Annotated in this window: 17 protein-coding genes; 14 read left to right on the top strand and 3 right to left on the bottom strand. The window is 50.1% G+C overall.

The genetic code is table 11. The annotated features are described in order from the left end of the window. The first annotated feature begins 42 nt into the window (after nucleotides 1-42). The 10 genes from B160_RS0127455 to B160_RS0127410 all read left to right on the top strand — a co-directional run bounded on the left by B160_RS0127455 (nucleotide 43) and on the right by B160_RS0127410 (nucleotide 5286). Complete coding sequence (locus tag B160_RS0127455; protein ID WP_018631187.1) at nucleotides 43-597, top strand: dihydrofolate reductase family protein; 555 nt, start codon at nucleotides 43-45, stop codon at nucleotides 595-597. A gap of 26 nt (nucleotides 598-623) precedes the next feature. After that, nucleotides 624-842 carry a hypothetical protein gene (locus tag B160_RS0127450; RefSeq protein ID WP_018631186.1) on the top strand — a complete coding sequence of 73 codons (219 nt, stop codon included), beginning with the start codon at nucleotides 624-626 and terminating at the stop codon, nucleotides 840-842. A gap of 60 nt (nucleotides 843-902) precedes the next feature. After that, nucleotides 903-1430: a DinB family protein gene (locus tag B160_RS0127445; RefSeq protein ID WP_018631185.1), complete on the top strand. Its 528-nt coding sequence runs from the start codon at nucleotides 903-905 to the stop codon at nucleotides 1428-1430. 8 nt (nucleotides 1431-1438) lie between these two features. Beyond that, a complete protein-coding gene (locus B160_RS0127440) occupies nucleotides 1439-1726 on the top strand; it encodes a helix-hairpin-helix domain-containing protein (RefSeq protein ID WP_157558263.1) in 288 nt (95 codons plus the stop codon). Between the two features lie 15 nt (nucleotides 1727-1741). Continuing rightward, complete coding sequence (locus B160_RS0127435; RefSeq protein ID WP_040680597.1) at nucleotides 1742-2176, top strand: SRPBCC domain-containing protein; 435 nt, start codon at nucleotides 1742-1744, stop codon at nucleotides 2174-2176. Next, a complete protein-coding gene (locus B160_RS0127430) occupies nucleotides 2173-2583 on the top strand; it encodes an iron chaperone (protein ID WP_018631182.1) in 411 nt (136 codons plus the stop codon). The genes B160_RS0127435 and B160_RS0127430 overlap by 4 nt, the downstream gene beginning before the upstream one ends. Nucleotides 2584-2606: 23 nt before the next feature. Further along, nucleotides 2607-3473 carry a VOC family protein gene (locus B160_RS0127425; RefSeq protein WP_018631181.1) on the top strand — a complete coding sequence of 289 codons (867 nt, stop codon included), beginning with the start codon at nucleotides 2607-2609 and terminating at the stop codon, nucleotides 3471-3473. A 235-nt stretch (nucleotides 3474-3708) separates the two neighbouring features. After that, a complete protein-coding gene (locus B160_RS0127420; protein WP_018631180.1) occupies nucleotides 3709-4146 on the top strand; it encodes an SRPBCC family protein in 438 nt (145 codons plus the stop codon). Between the two features lie 69 nt (nucleotides 4147-4215). After that, nucleotides 4216-4653 carry a VOC family protein gene (locus B160_RS0127415; protein WP_018631179.1) on the top strand — a complete coding sequence of 146 codons (438 nt, stop codon included), beginning with the start codon at nucleotides 4216-4218 and terminating at the stop codon, nucleotides 4651-4653. 108 nt (nucleotides 4654-4761) lie between these two features. Continuing rightward, nucleotides 4762-5286: a hypothetical protein gene (locus tag B160_RS0127410; RefSeq protein ID WP_018631178.1), complete on the top strand. Its 525-nt coding sequence runs from the start codon at nucleotides 4762-4764 to the stop codon at nucleotides 5284-5286. Between the two features lie 81 nt (nucleotides 5287-5367). Here the strand turns inward: B160_RS0127410 and B160_RS0127405 are convergent, their stop codons facing one another. Beyond that, nucleotides 5368-6201, bottom strand: coding sequence for a ThuA domain-containing protein (locus tag B160_RS0127405; protein WP_018631177.1), 834 nt, complete (start codon nucleotides 6199-6201; stop codon nucleotides 5368-5370). Nucleotides 6202-6356: 155 nt separating this feature from the next. After that, entirely contained in the window at nucleotides 6357-6770 is a 414-nt protein-coding gene (locus B160_RS0127400) for an OsmC family protein (protein ID WP_018631176.1), read from the bottom strand. Between the two features lie 272 nt (nucleotides 6771-7042). On the opposite strand from B160_RS0127400, the gene lipA reads away from it, so the two are divergent. From lipA to B160_RS0127385, 3 genes are all read left to right on the top strand, one after another. Beyond that, nucleotides 7043-7954: a lipoyl synthase gene (lipA, locus tag B160_RS0127395; protein WP_018631175.1), complete on the top strand. Its 912-nt coding sequence runs from the start codon at nucleotides 7043-7045 to the stop codon at nucleotides 7952-7954. A 391-nt stretch (nucleotides 7955-8345) separates the two neighbouring features. Next, nucleotides 8346-8918 carry a YceI family protein gene (locus B160_RS0127390; RefSeq protein WP_026310068.1) on the top strand — a complete coding sequence of 191 codons (573 nt, stop codon included), beginning with the start codon at nucleotides 8346-8348 and terminating at the stop codon, nucleotides 8916-8918. A gap of 70 nt (nucleotides 8919-8988) precedes the next feature. Next, complete coding sequence (locus B160_RS0127385) at nucleotides 8989-9621, top strand: NAD(P)H-dependent oxidoreductase (protein WP_018631173.1); 633 nt, start codon at nucleotides 8989-8991, stop codon at nucleotides 9619-9621. Nucleotides 9622-9679: 58 nt separating this feature from the next. On the opposite strand, the gene B160_RS30325 is transcribed toward B160_RS0127385, so the two are convergent. Then, the gene (locus B160_RS30325; RefSeq protein WP_169540161.1) at nucleotides 9680-10912 is read right to left on the bottom strand and encodes a serine hydrolase domain-containing protein; all 1233 of its coding nucleotides are present in this window, start codon (nucleotides 10910-10912) and stop codon (nucleotides 9680-9682) included. Between the two features lie 785 nt (nucleotides 10913-11697). Between B160_RS30325 and B160_RS0127365 the strand changes: the two genes are divergently transcribed. Continuing rightward, a complete protein-coding gene (locus B160_RS0127365; protein WP_018631169.1) occupies nucleotides 11698-13512 on the top strand; it encodes a class I mannose-6-phosphate isomerase in 1815 nt (604 codons plus the stop codon). The last annotated feature ends 6 nt before the right edge of the window (nucleotides 13513-13518 follow it).

Raw genomic sequence — 13518 nt, 5'->3', positions numbered from 1 at the left:
GTTTGTGACAGCATTGTTGGTATCATTTGAAAAAAGAGGATTATGAACAAGATCGCTGTTGTTAACTGGATTTCTGTTGATGGCATTTTTTCCGGTCCGAATGGAGAAACGGACTGGTTTACTCCTGATGATGAGCTGACAAAAGAAAATTTACAGAACCTTTCCGGGGCCGCTACAATTTTATTTGGACGGGTTACGTTTAAGATGATGGAAGCGTTTTGGCCAACAAAGGACGCAATGGACCGGTTCCCCGGGATAGCGGCGTATATGAATGGGGCCGAAAAACATACATTTTCCACTACAGTAGATAGCAGCCCGTGGCAAAACAGTTGTTTTCATAAGGAGATAAGCCGGGAAACGGTAACGGCGATAAAGGAAGCCGCAAAAAGCGATGTAGTGATCCTGGGCAGCGGGGATGTGAGTATGGCCTTGCACCGGCTGGGATTGATTGATGAGTATTCCCTGATCCTGGATCCGCAGCTGCTGGGAGCCGGGAAACCGTTTTTCCGGAACATTGACCGGACGGCCCTGCAATTGCTGAGCGCAAGGGTGTTCCCTTCCGGCACGGTGCGCCTGAACTATAAGGTGGTAAAATAGGTAATAGCAGGATCTAAACAAACAGGATGAAACTGATCGAGGTCTTTAAAACAAATGTACTGGACAAAACTGCGGCAAGGGCGCTGGCGAAAAGTTTGAGACGGCTTTTTCCGGGTTCGAAGATCAGCTTTGACCTGGACGACTGTGACCGGATCCTGCGTATAGAATCGTCGGTACCGATCGATGTGCGGCAGGTTACTTTTTCGCTGAAAACAGAGGGCTATCGCGCAGATGTTTTACATTGAGGACCGGGCCTGGTACAGGCCGTTGGAAAAATGCAGCCTTTTATTTAATAAAATAATTTTATGCAAACAGTTACGGTTGATACAGCGCAGTTGCCCCGGGATTTTACGGCGGCGGCGGAAGACTTTATAAACCTCCTTCGGTCGGTGCCTGCTGATGCTTTTAACCGGGTGCCTTTTGAGGGCAGCTGGTCTCCGGCACAGGTAGGCGATCACGTCCGGAAGTTTTTAAAAGGGATCAGCGGAGCGCTGACGCTGCCACGGTCCGAACCGGAACGGGCGCCGGATGCGCATGAGCCGGTACTGCGGGAAATATTCTTAAACTTCGGCAAAAAAGCAACAGCTCCTCCATTTGTAGTACCTTCCTCCGGCCAGATCGATCGCGGACAATTAATGACTGCCCTGGGGGAGGCTGTAGCGGAGATTGCGGGGGATATCGGGAAAAAGAACCTGTCTATGATCTGTAACGGTGCTCCTTTCCCGACCCTTGGGGATATGACCGGCCTGGAATGGGTATTGTTCGGGACCTATCATTTACGGCGTCATACCCACCAACTGGAGCAGATGCAGCCTTACTTTAACCATATATGATCCCCGTTATGGCAAAAGGTACACTCAGGATTTGTGCCAAAGGGCACCCGTATTATAAAAGCAGCGATTGTCCCGCCTGCCCGGAATGTGAGCGGACAAAGCGGCCGGAAACGGGTTTCCTGTCGGAGCTGGCGGCTCCCGCCCGGAGAGCGCTGCAGCATGCCGGTATCGGCAGCCCGGAAGAACTGGCCTTGCACACCGAGAAAGAGATCCTGGGCCTGCACGGGATGGGACCGGCCTCCATGCCTGTTTTGAAAGCAGCCCTGGCAGCCTCAAAATTAAAATTCAGGAGTTAATTCAAAAGCAGGATTATGGATACACAACCAGCAATGATCCATGTAGAGGTTACCGTGCATCAACCGGCGGCCGTAGTCTGGGAAGCATGGACAACCCCGGCAGCTATCGCACAATGGAATAGACCCTTTGATCATTGGTGGGTGCCAAAAGTGAAGATGGAATTGCGGGAAGGCGGAGCATTCTGTTACCGGATGGAGGCGCGGGACGGCAGCGAAGGATTTGATCATAAAGGGGTATATGACCGGGTGATACCAATGGAACAGATCGCCTATACGCTTGCCGACGGGCGGAAGTCGTTGATCTGTTTTTCAGGAACGGGTGATACAACTGCCGTGATCGAACAGTTTGAGCCGGGGGCCGGTCTGGAGGAAGCCTTGCAGCGGGATTTTTGTCAGGCCGTCTTAAACAGATTTAAAGCGTATACAGAAAATATAAAATCCAGGAAATGATCGCTACAAAATTTACCACGGTAGATGCATATATAAATGCGTTCTCCGGCATTCAGAAAAAAAAGCTGGAAGAGATGCGGAAGATCGTACAGCAGGCGGCACCTAAAGAGGCAACCGAGGTCATCAGTTACAATATGCCGGCTATAAAGACCAGCGCCGTACTGGTGTACTATGCGGGATACGCAGGTCATATTGGTTTTTATCCTACAGGATCTCCCATAAAAGTATTTGCAGACCGGCTGACAGATTATAAGACGTCGAAGGGCGCGGTACAATTTCCTCTGGATGCGGCGTTGCCCAAAAGCCTGATCAAAGAAATGATCAGCTACAGGGCAAAGGCAGAAGCAATGAAAGCAAAAATAAAAAAGGAAGAAAGCAGCAGGAAAAAAACGGTAACAAAAAAATAATTCCTCACTAAAACGATAAACGCATGATTCATTTAATTTATCCTTGTATTTGGTTCGATGCAAACGGAAAAGATGCTGCCACTTTTTATGCCGGTATCTTTCCTGATACGAAGATCAGTACAGATTCGGAGATGGTGGTAACCATCGAGTGCAATGGGCAGAAGCTCATGCTGCTGAACGGAGGCCCCGTGTTTCAGCCCAATCCATCCGTTTCTTTTTTGATAGCAAATGAAGACGGGCAGGAAACAGAGCGGCTGTATCATGAACTGATCGAAGGCGGAATGGCTTTGATGCCGCTGGATACGTATCCGTTCAGCAAAAGATATGGCTGGGTACAGGATAAATTTGGGGTAAGCTGGCAGCTGTATACCGGGGAGCGGGGTGCCACCATTCAGTATCTTATTCCTACGCTGATGTTTATAAACAAACAGAACGGGCGTGCAAAAGAAGCCATCGGGTTTTATACCGCGTTGTTTCCCGGATCCAAGACCGAGGGCATCCTGGAATACCCGGAGGGAGGTGAAGATACGCCGGGGAATGTGCAGCATGCCCAATTCCACATCAGCGGCTATACGCTTGGGGCGATGGATAGCGCGCGCGATCATCATTTTGATTTTAATGAGGGCATTTCCCTGGTAGTGGAATGTGACACACAGGAAGAGATCGATCGTTACTGGAATGCGCTTACGGCCGATGGCGGGGCAGAAAGCAGGTGCGGCTGGCTGAAGGACAGATTTGGTCTCAGCTGGCAGATCATACCGGCCCGGCTGAGCAAACTGATGGCCGCCGGAGACCAGGAAGCGTCCGGGCGGATGATGCAGGCCCTGATGAAGATGAATAAGCTGGATATTGCAGCGCTGGAGGCGGCTTACAACGGCAATAACGGGTGATCCGTTGCGGTCTCATTTAAGGAAGTTGTTTAAACCTTTACAAAACGGGCAGTTTTAAGTATAAAGGGCCGCAACTTACCTTATGATTGTCGTGCTGAACTTGTTTCAGCAACTATTGGACGGAAAATATTTGTTCCAAACAGGTCCCGGAACAAGTTCAGGACGACATTTCTTTATAAGAAAGTATCATCAACAAAAAGTTTAAACAACTTCAATAATAGTTAATCAAAGAAATATGGAAACCTACTCTTATAAACAGCAAATCAATGCACCCGCCGAAAAAGTATGGGAGGTGCTTTGGAACAGCGATACGTACCGGCAATGGACATCGGCTTTTGCACCCGGGTCGGTAATGGAATCCGACTGGAAAGTGCAGGGGCGCACCCTTTTTCTGGATGGACAGGGAAACGGCATGATCAGTACCATCCGCAGCATGCAGGCGCCGGAGGAATTGATCTTTGAGCATCTGGGCTCTGTGGTAAACGGTGTGGAGGATACCACCAGCGATGCCGTCAAGGAATGGGCCGGCGCCCTGGAACAATATTACCTGAAAGAAGAGGCGGGGGTAACAATACTTGAAGCCCGGGTAGATACCGATCCAAAGTTTAAAGAGATGATGGATAATGGATTTACCAAAGGATTTGAAACGGTAAAAGCGCTGGCCGAAAAATAAAAACAATATATTTTCCACATTTCACTCTTCAACATTTCACTAAATCGCTTAACTATAAATCAAAATAAAATGGCAAAATTAAACCCTTACTTAAACTTTGACGGAACAGCCGAAGAAGCATTCAAGTTTTACAGATCCGTTTTCGGCGGCGAATTCCTGGGCGGAGTGATGCGCATGAGCGATGCCCCGGGTACTGAAAACCTGCCGGAAGACGAGAAAAAGCGTGTGATGCACATCGCACTCCCCATTGGCGAAGATGTGCTGATGGCCTCGGATATTGTGCCTTCGATGGGGCATAAACTAAATGTTGGCAATAACAATTATATCAGTGTTTTTCCTGAAAGCAGGGAGGAGGCCGACCGGTTGTTTGGCGCATTGTCCGCAGGAGGAACAGTAGAAATGCCCATGGAGGATCAGTTCTGGGGCGACTACTTCGGCAGCTTTGTTGATCAGTTCGGGATCCATTGGATGATCAATTACTCCGCCCAGCAAGGCCATAATAAATAAAACGGGACCGTGGGAAGGAAGCAGCGTCAGCCGTTAGTCTTCAGCAGTCAGTGTTCAGGACGCTGATAGCTGATCCCTTCCCTCCCTTTAATATTAAAATACAAAACAATGGAAAAAACAACAGTTAGCCGGTTGCAGCTGATCATTCCTGCATACAGGATGCATACCCAGCAGTTCAACAACGCGATTGCCGGCATCAATGAGGCCGACGCCTTAAAAAGGATCGAAGAGCGGACCAATCACATCGTATGGATGGCCGGTAATTTAGTGAATTGCCGGTATTGGCTGGCCAGTGTGCTGGGGCTGGCCGATACGGATCCGAACGAACAGCTGTTTAAAGATGCAAAGGCGCTGGATCCGGCGGCAACTTATCCCACTCTTACCGCGTTAAAAGCAGAATGGCATAAAATATCACCCGTGGTTTTTCAGAAACTGCATACCGTAACCGATGCGGAGTTAAATGAAGCGTATCCTTTTGGAATGGGCGTTGAATTTGTTGAAGAAAATAAGCTGAATATGGTGGGTATGTGTATCGGTCGTGAAGATTATCTCTTTGGCCAGATCGGGCTGATGCGCCGGATCCTGGATTACCCGGGGATGAAATACGATATCGACGGGAGTATTAACTATTAACCGGCCGCTACCGGGTGACGCGGGGGCAGACCATCCGGTAAGCAGGCTGCGGCAGCACGCCGGTTATCGGGCTTTGCCTCCCTAGTTGCGTTGGCCACCCAGCCAAAGCAGCGTATTGAGCACCAGCTGATTTTGTACGGGGTTTGTAAATGTAAACGATAATTCCTGGTTGGTATGGTGTTCATAATCGATATCGTTATGTCCCATGTTAAAATACATCATACGATATTTTTTATTGCTCCATACCACCGGGTAATATCCGCTATGCCATATCTCCTGAGGTTTGGGACCCGTGCCCAGCGGAAAACTGCTGGAATCGATGGACAAGAGGATATCAATGTCCGGATTTTTCCGGAGGTCGTGTTGCCAGCGGTACCATTCATTGGGCGCGGTGCGGAATGAGGCCGGTATTCCTTTTAACGCCGGGTGTTTTTTCCATTCCGTTTTTAAAACGGCGGCAGTCGGGCGCCAGGTATTGCTTACATAGTTGCCGGAGCCCAGGAACTGGTTGTGGTACCAGGGCCAGTTATCAGGAACGGCCGATCCCGGCAGGGCAAAGGCCGCAAAATGAAAGCCCATCCAACCGCCACCCCGCTGCATGTAAGTTTCAAATGCTTTTCGCTGTTCCGGCTGTTCCGGCCGGGTATCCAGGAAGAGTACAACCTGATACCGGGCAAGAAATGTATCATTGAGGTTATCCCAGTTATTGGTGGAGTCGTACCGGAAATGATATTTACGGGCCATTGCCGGGAACCACCTGTTGGCCTCATGTACAAAACTGATATGTGCCGGATCATTCCGGGCCGTAAAAAAAGCAATAACCTTAAATGCAGGCTGATCTTGTTGTGCCGGGCATTGATGAATAACCCCCAGGGTCGCAAAAAGAAAGAGAAAAAGTCTTTGAATCGTTTTCATTTGTTCCGGACAATCACGGCGAAATAAAACCAGCAGGATGCAGACTATAAACGCAGATCTGAAACGGTAATGGATTCCCTGCCTCTCCGGTTCCGCATCTCAAATCTCAAATCTCAAATCTCATATCTCGAATCTCGAATCTGGAATCTCCAATCTCAACCCCAGGCACCCCAGTCGATATTTACTTCGATATCCGGGTGCAGGCTTTTTGCCACCGGACAGGTATTGCCGGTCCGTTTCAGGATGTCGATGGTTTTAGCGTCGATCACAGCCAGGTTTTCAGGAATATGTACTTTCAGGTCGATACCGCTTACCCTTCGGGGATCGGTGGCCATTTTTTTCAGTACTTCGATCCGCACATCGTTCAGGTCAAAGTCCATGGTACGGGCTTTAATGCCCATTACGGTGATCATGCAGGCGGCCAGGCTGGTAGCCAGCAGATCGGTCGGGGAAAACCGTTCTCCCTTCCCGTTGTTATCAACCGGGGCATCGGTTTCAAAATACGATCCGCTTTTTAAGTGGGTACAGGTAGTGCGGAGGTCGCCGTTGTATAAAACTTCTGAGGTCATTAAAAAATTGTTTTAGAGCGTAAAGATAGTTTTTTTGGGATCGCCACAGGCGATAAAACAGCCGGCTGCGACTGCAGGTCGTACGCAGGGTTGGCTTATGAACAAAACGATGCCAACTGTTGTTAGTACAAAGGCTGCCCGATGTGAAGGGTTTAGCCCCCGGAAAGCGGGGGCCGCAGCCCGGAGCAGCGGGAGCCGGAGCCAGGGTCTGTTCTGCAGCCCATAGCCCCAAAATGAAAAGTATTGAGCATAAATTGTAGTATTTTCGCGCAATGATCGAATTACCGGTAACAAGTAAGATAAAAAAGCCCGACTGGCTGCGTGTTAAATTGCCGATTGGTGAAAGCTATAAGCACGTACGCGGCCTGGTGGATCAGCACAAACTGCATACGATCTGCGAAAGTGGCAACTGCCCTAATATGGGAGAGTGCTGGGGGGAGGGAACCGCCACTTTTATGATCCTGGGAAATATTTGTACCCGCAGCTGCGGATTTTGCGCCGTGGCTACCGGACGTCCTGAAGCGGTGGACTATGACGAGCCGCAACGGGTGGCGGAGGCCATTTACCTGATGAAGGTAAAGCATGCGGTGATCACCTCGGTAGACCGGGACGAGCTGAAGGATGGCGGTGCTTCGATATGGCACAACACCATCCGGGCCGTAAAGGCCCTGAACCCGGATACAACGCTGGAAACCCTGATCCCGGATTTTAAAGGAAAAAAAGAAGATATCCATACCGTAATGGCGGCAGCCCCGGAAGTGATCTCGCACAATATTGAAACGGTGGAGCGGCTGACACGGCAGGTGCGCATCCAGGCCAAATACTGGCGCAGCATGGAAGTGATCCGTACCTTAAAAGAAGGCGGCGCCCGTACCAAGAGCGGCATTATGCTGGGACTGGGCGAAACCCGGGAAGAAGTGCTGCAGACCCTGCGGAACCTGAAAGACAACGGATGCGATGTGGTTACCATCGGGCAGTATCTGCAGCCAACTCCCAAACACCTTCCGGTACAGCGGTTCGTGCATCCGGACGAATTTGCCTTTTATAAAGACGCCGGTTATGAAATGGGACTGGACTATGTGGAAAGCGGCCCGCTGGTGCGCTCCTCTTACCATAGCGACCGGCATGTGCATCCCGGGCTGGGCCGGATCCAGTGGGAGGAAAGCAAGCGGATGGTGGGATAACCGTTCGGTAATATAATTGACAAGGCCACCAGGATCAGTCCCGGTGGCTTTTTTATTACAATGAATCCCAAATCTGCGCATCTGCGGCTGCAATGATGATTAGCCGCTGATTCGCTGATTATTTTGGTGTAGGAGGCGCAAGGGTGCTAAAAAACTATTTTAGTGAGTGCCCCAGCGATGGCTAAGATCTTTAAATCTGTGCATCTGCGGCTGCAATGATTTATTAGCCACTGATTCGCTGATTGTTTATATAATACTTAACATTCCGGCCAACGCTTTCCGCACCCTGTAAACCGCCACTTAATCTAGGTTATTTTTTAAGACCAGCACTTGTGGTTGATTTGCACCTGCATTTGTAAAGCAGTATATGTTCTTAAAAAATTATCAACAGATGAAAAAAGTTTTCTTATTCCTCGGGCTTTCAATATTCAGTATCCAGTTATGGGCCCAAACCACCTGGTCGGCAGACCCCATGCACTCCTCCATCAACTTTACGATCCGGCATATGGGCATTAGCTTTGTGACCGGTAAATTTGATAAATTCCAGGGAACGATGGAATCGTCGAAGCCGGATTTTACCGATGCAAAGATTGATTTTACCGTTGCTACCGCCAGCGTCAATACCGGAGTAGCGCCCCGCGATAAACACCTGCGGACTACGGATTTTTTTGACGCGGAGAAATTCTCTGAAATGCGTTTTGTGAGTACCGGTTTTAAAAAGAGATCCGGCAACCGCTATACCCTGAAAGGGAACCTGACCATTAAAGATGTTACAAAGCCGGTGGTCCTGGAGGCCGTTTATGGCGGAAAAACAAAGAACCAGATGGGAAAGGAGGTGATCGGCTTCCAAACCGCAATAAAGATCAATCGCTTTGACTATCATATCCTTTTTGATCCGACAGGGCAGGCAGTTGCAAAAGATGTCGAGGTAAAGATCTACCTCGAATTGCAGCCGCGGCAATAGCGGGCGATGACTTTTTAAAGGATCACAGGATCCGTTTTGTTTTTAACAGTTTCAGATAACAGCAGATATTATGGAAATCATTGAGCAACTCAACTGGCGTTACGCTACCAAGGCGATGAACGGGAAAAGAATTCCACAGGAAAAGATCGGGCGGATTTTAGAGGCGGCGCGGCTGGCACCTTCCTCCAACGGGTTACAGCCTTTTGAAATTATTGTGATCAGCAACCAGGAATTAAAAGAGAAGATCCGCCCGGCGGCGTTCGACCAGCAGCAGGTCACCGGCTGCTCGCATCTTTTGGTATTTGCCGCCTGGGACCGGTACACGCCGGAACGGATCGATGGGTTTATTACCCATACGGCAAAGGAAAGGGGCGGAGATCCGGAACGGCTGGAACGGCAACGCCAGTCGTTACTGAATAATTTTGGACGCATGGATGAAGACGGGGGATATGCCCATGCGGCCCGGCAGGCATATCTTTCGCTGGGCGTGACCATTGTTGCAGCCGCGGCGGAAGGTGTTGACGGAACTCCGATGGAAGGGTTTGATCCGGAACAGCTGGATGCGCTCCTTGGCCTGCGCGGGCGGGGATTGCGCAGCACCGTGATCATTGCCCTGGGATACCGGGATACAGAAAAAGACTGGCTTGTAAACCTTAAAAAGGTCAGGAAGCATAAAGAACAGTTTGTTACCGAACTCAATTAAGTGGCAGGTGTTGGTTGTGGTAAAAGCCCGGCCCGGTGTTCCGGTGCCGGGCCTTGTATTATTTGCCAGGGTAACCCAGTGCCCTGCGGGCAGCCAGGCCGGCCCTGGCCAGGGTGTTGAGGCATTGTGCAAATCTATCCGGACTTCCAAGATCCCAGTAAGGTAATAAAACGACCACAGACACATTAGCAGCAGGATCATAAACCATCATGGACAGGTAGCCTACGGTAGCGCCATTGTGACCATATCCCAGTCCCCCGACATAAGAGCAGCCCAGGGCATACCGGTTGCCCCCCGGTGGTTTGGCCGGGCCTTCGCTGTTTTGCATAAGGGCAACGGTTTCCGGTTTCAGCACATTGCGCCCCTGCATCAGGCTCCGGATGTATTGATTCAGATCGGCCATGGTACCTGTTCCGTTGCCTTCAGCTACGTGACCGGAGGCATTTTCTTTATCGGTGATTTCTGTATGATCCGGAAAGCGGATCATCCCCGTGATATAGGGGGCGGGCAACTGCTGATCCGTTGCGTTTTCAATAAAGCGGACGCCAAGCGGCACTTTGGCGGAAGTACCCGTGATCTTTTCATGCATATAATCGGCATAGGTCTTTGCTTTACCCGAATGATAGGAGTAGATCCTTGCAATGATCGCTCCGAGGATCGAATAGCCGGTATTGGAATAATGATACACCGTATTGGGAGACCCGTAGGTAAGGTGGTGCTGGGTAAGCACGCTGACATATTCGGAGGTCGTAAACTGGTGATCGGGGTTCAGGTTCATGGAATGTTCCAGGTAGGTATCCCCGTTAACCTGGTACTGGCTGGTATCATTGGTAAGATCGTAAACACCCGCATTGTGCTGTAACAGTTGTTTGATGGTGATCTCGTTTTTGTGCGGAAAATCCCAGTTCGCATCTAAAGGCACATAGGGTAGGGCGCTGCCGGGGATCACGGCAGTGATCTTGTCTTCGATATTCAGCCAGCCGTCCTGCTGCATGTTCAGGATAGCGGTGGCCGTGAAATTTTTTGTGTTGCTGGCAAACCGGAAGGTGGTGGTTGCGGTAACCGGCTTCCCGTTCTTTCCGGCAGAGGAAGTGAAGTAGCGGCCCTTTGGCGATTCGATGAGCACGCTGATGGAAGGTACCGGCACGCCCAGCGATTTTTCCAGTGAGAGCCGTTCCTCCTGTATGGCGGCATTGAGCTTCGACTGGATAGAGGGATCCGGTTTGCTGCAGGAGGCCATTGTTTGCAGGCCCATCCAGCAACTTAAAAAGAATAAGGGGAATGTTTTCATAAACAGGAGGATTTTGAGGTGACGCATAAATATTTTTTGGTTATGGAGCATTGCAGATAGTCGCAGGAAACAGCCGGGTTGCCGGATTGTTTGGTAGGTACCGCGCCTGTTATGCGATTCCGGGCTGTATCAGGGCACTTTGTTTGGGCCTGGTTTCATAAGGGCGGCCTTCTGGTTTATCTGTAAAACAAATATACAAAGAAATAAATACGATCCGCCTTCCGGATCAGGGGCGGGCATCAGACACGGCTTAAAGCAGGGCTTATTTGTTGCGCTGGGTATATCCCGCAACGATGACAAAAACCAGGATGATCAGAATTACTGTAAACATTACAAATATGGAGATTTACAAATGACCAATGAATGCAGGTACTATAAAGCCTTCGTTCTTTTTGCGAACGGCGTAAGACCAGCAATGCCTTTTATTAAAACGGTCATCTTATAAAGCAGGTCCAGGAAATCCCACATAAAAACATTTTTTTAAAGATACAAAATTATCGCCACCGAAACGGGTTTCTATTGAGCTCGGTGCGGTGGCCCGGGAAGCAAAGAAGCGTAGCTTTGATAGGGTCGCTCTTTATTCCGGGAGTATTTAGCGAGGAAAAAACGGAAAGATTTCGTTATATGTTATAATGTATATACATTTGCGATTAAAGCAGCCCGCGCCTGCCGGATCGTGTTGTTTTGCAGGGCGGATTGCCTGCGGTAAGCTGGGGAAGCTGCAGCCCGTGCAGGACGGAGCATAACAAGAAGAACTTACTATGACAGAAATGATAAAGACGGATATGAAAACAAAGGAAAAACCCTCGCAATTGTTCAGGAAAAGCGGGCAACCCCTGATGCCGCAACGGTTGCGGAACCAGGATGCCGAAACGGATGCCTATTCATTATACCCTTTTTATCCGGTGGGAGCCGGCCAGATCCACAGCGGATATGCCTCGCTGGCTCAATGGATGCTCCGGGAGCAGAAAATCGTTATTGATGGCTACAGCGGGGTGCTTTGGGAGGAGGTGCATGCCTGTTTGGCGGAAGCATTCCGGGATTGTGGTGCTGTTGTGCGCTGGATCTTTACAAAGGATTATTTAAAACCGCCCGCCCGCATCGGCGAAATGGTGCAGCCGTTTCTGGGCGCCGACAATGCCATCTGGGGCCGGCGCTGCTCCCATACGCTTGCCGATTTTTTTGATACGGATGGTTTAAGAAAAGCGCAGGCGGATGCGGCGGCCGATTGTACGATCGTGATCGGTGCGGGTGCCGCCTTGTGCGAATGGGATGCACCGGTAGTGTACCTGGATGTGCCCAAAAACGAGATCCAGTACCGGATGCGGGCAGGATCCATCACTAATTTGGGTGCAGAGACACCCGAACTGTCCGCCCGGATGTACAAGCGCTTTTATTTTGTGGATTGGGTGGTGCACAATGCGCACAAAAAAAGTATCCTGGATAAGATGACCGTGATCGCAGATGTGCAATGGCGTCATTCTTTGAACTGGGCTTTTTCCGGAACGGTGCGCGAAGCATTGCACCAGATGGCTCAAACCGTTTTCCGGGTGCGTCCCTGGTTCGAGCCGGGCGTCTGGGGCGGGCAGTGGATGAAAAAGCACCTGCACGGTCTTAACCAGGAAGAAGTCAACTATGCCTGGTCGTTTGAATTGATCGTCCCCGAGAACGGCATTGTATTGGAAAGTGACGGCTACCTGCTGGAGCTGGCATTTGATTTTCTGATGCTCTGGAATGCACCCGGCGTTATTGGAAAGCATGCTGCTTTCTTCGGCGACGAATTTCCCATAAGATTTGACTTCCTGGATACCTGGGACGGAGGCAATCTTTCCATTCAATGTCATCCGGGACTGTCCTATATACGCAAACATTTCGGCGAGCATATTACCCAGGATGAAACCTACTACATCCTGGATTGCAGGGAGGATGCCCGGGTCTATCTCGGCTTTCAGGAGGATGTGGAGCCGGATGTTTTCCGCGACGTGCTGGAAAAAAGCCACCAGAACAACGTAGTGGTTCCTGTAGAACAGTTTGTACAGACGCACAAAGCGCATAAGCACGACCTCTTCCTGATCCCGAACGGAACGGTGCATAGCTCCGGAGCCAATAATCTTGTGCTGGAGATCAGTGCCACGCCCTATATTTTCACGTTCAAAATGTACGACTGGCTGCAGGTAGACCTGAACGGGGAACCCAGGGCCATCAATATTGAACATGCTTTTAATAACCTTCGTTTTGAGTACCGGGGCGATTATGTGGCCCGCGAACTGATTTCCACCCCCCGGCGGATCGCAGGCGGAGCCGGTTGGGAAACCTACCATCTGCCCACGCACCCGCATCATTTTTATGATGTGCACCGTGTAGAGTTTGATGATCAGGTTTCTTTAACTACCGGCGAAAGCTGTAATGTGCTGATGCTGGTGGAAGGCCGGTCCGTTTCGGTAAGAGTAGGCACCGTGGAGCAGGTGTATCATTATGCGGAAACGTTTGTGATCCCGGAAGCGGCAAAACAATATACGTTGATCAACAAGGGTGAAAGCCGGGCCAAAGTGGTAAGGGTATTTATCAAGGATGCCATTGATCATTTAAAAGAAGCATGACCAATG

The sequence above is a fragment of the Niabella aurantiaca DSM 17617 genome, assembly GCF_000374125.1.
In the GTDB taxonomy this organism is placed as follows: Bacteria; Bacteroidota; Bacteroidia; order Chitinophagales; family Chitinophagaceae; genus Niabella; species Niabella aurantiaca.
Note: the sequence above shows the minus strand (reverse complement) of the source record. Positions and strands in the feature narration are given on the sequence as shown.

Coding starts and splice junctions, on each gene's coding strand:
- B160_RS0127455 (WP_018631187.1), top strand. CDS start 43: ATGAACAAGATCGCTGTTGTTAACTGGATTTCTGTTGATGGCATTTTT.
- B160_RS0127450 (WP_018631186.1), top strand. CDS start 624: ATGAAACTGATCGAGGTCTTTAAAACAAATGTACTGGACAAAACTGCG.
- B160_RS0127445 (WP_018631185.1), top strand. CDS start 903: ATGCAAACAGTTACGGTTGATACAGCGCAGTTGCCCCGGGATTTTACG.
- B160_RS0127440 (WP_157558263.1), top strand. CDS start 1,439: ATGGCAAAAGGTACACTCAGGATTTGTGCCAAAGGGCACCCGTATTAT.
- B160_RS0127435 (WP_040680597.1), top strand. CDS start 1,742: ATGGATACACAACCAGCAATGATCCATGTAGAGGTTACCGTGCATCAA.
- B160_RS0127430 (WP_018631182.1), top strand. CDS start 2,173: ATGATCGCTACAAAATTTACCACGGTAGATGCATATATAAATGCGTTC.
- B160_RS0127425 (WP_018631181.1), top strand. CDS start 2,607: ATGATTCATTTAATTTATCCTTGTATTTGGTTCGATGCAAACGGAAAA.
- B160_RS0127420 (WP_018631180.1), top strand. CDS start 3,709: ATGGAAACCTACTCTTATAAACAGCAAATCAATGCACCCGCCGAAAAA.
- B160_RS0127415 (WP_018631179.1), top strand. CDS start 4,216: ATGGCAAAATTAAACCCTTACTTAAACTTTGACGGAACAGCCGAAGAA.
- B160_RS0127410 (WP_018631178.1), top strand. CDS start 4,762: ATGGAAAAAACAACAGTTAGCCGGTTGCAGCTGATCATTCCTGCATAC.
- B160_RS0127405 (WP_018631177.1), bottom strand. CDS start 6,201: ATGAAAACGATTCAAAGACTTTTTCTCTTTCTTTTTGCGACCCTGGGG.
- B160_RS0127400 (WP_018631176.1), bottom strand. CDS start 6,770: ATGACCTCAGAAGTTTTATACAACGGCGACCTCCGCACTACCTGTACC.
- lipA (WP_018631175.1), top strand. CDS start 7,043: ATGATCGAATTACCGGTAACAAGTAAGATAAAAAAGCCCGACTGGCTG.
- B160_RS0127390 (WP_026310068.1), top strand. CDS start 8,346: ATGAAAAAAGTTTTCTTATTCCTCGGGCTTTCAATATTCAGTATCCAG.
- B160_RS0127385 (WP_018631173.1), top strand. CDS start 8,989: ATGGAAATCATTGAGCAACTCAACTGGCGTTACGCTACCAAGGCGATG.
- B160_RS30325 (WP_169540161.1), bottom strand. CDS start 10,912: ATGAAAACATTCCCCTTATTCTTTTTAAGTTGCTGGATGGGCCTGCAA.
- B160_RS0127365 (WP_018631169.1), top strand. CDS start 11,698: ATGAAAACAAAGGAAAAACCCTCGCAATTGTTCAGGAAAAGCGGGCAA.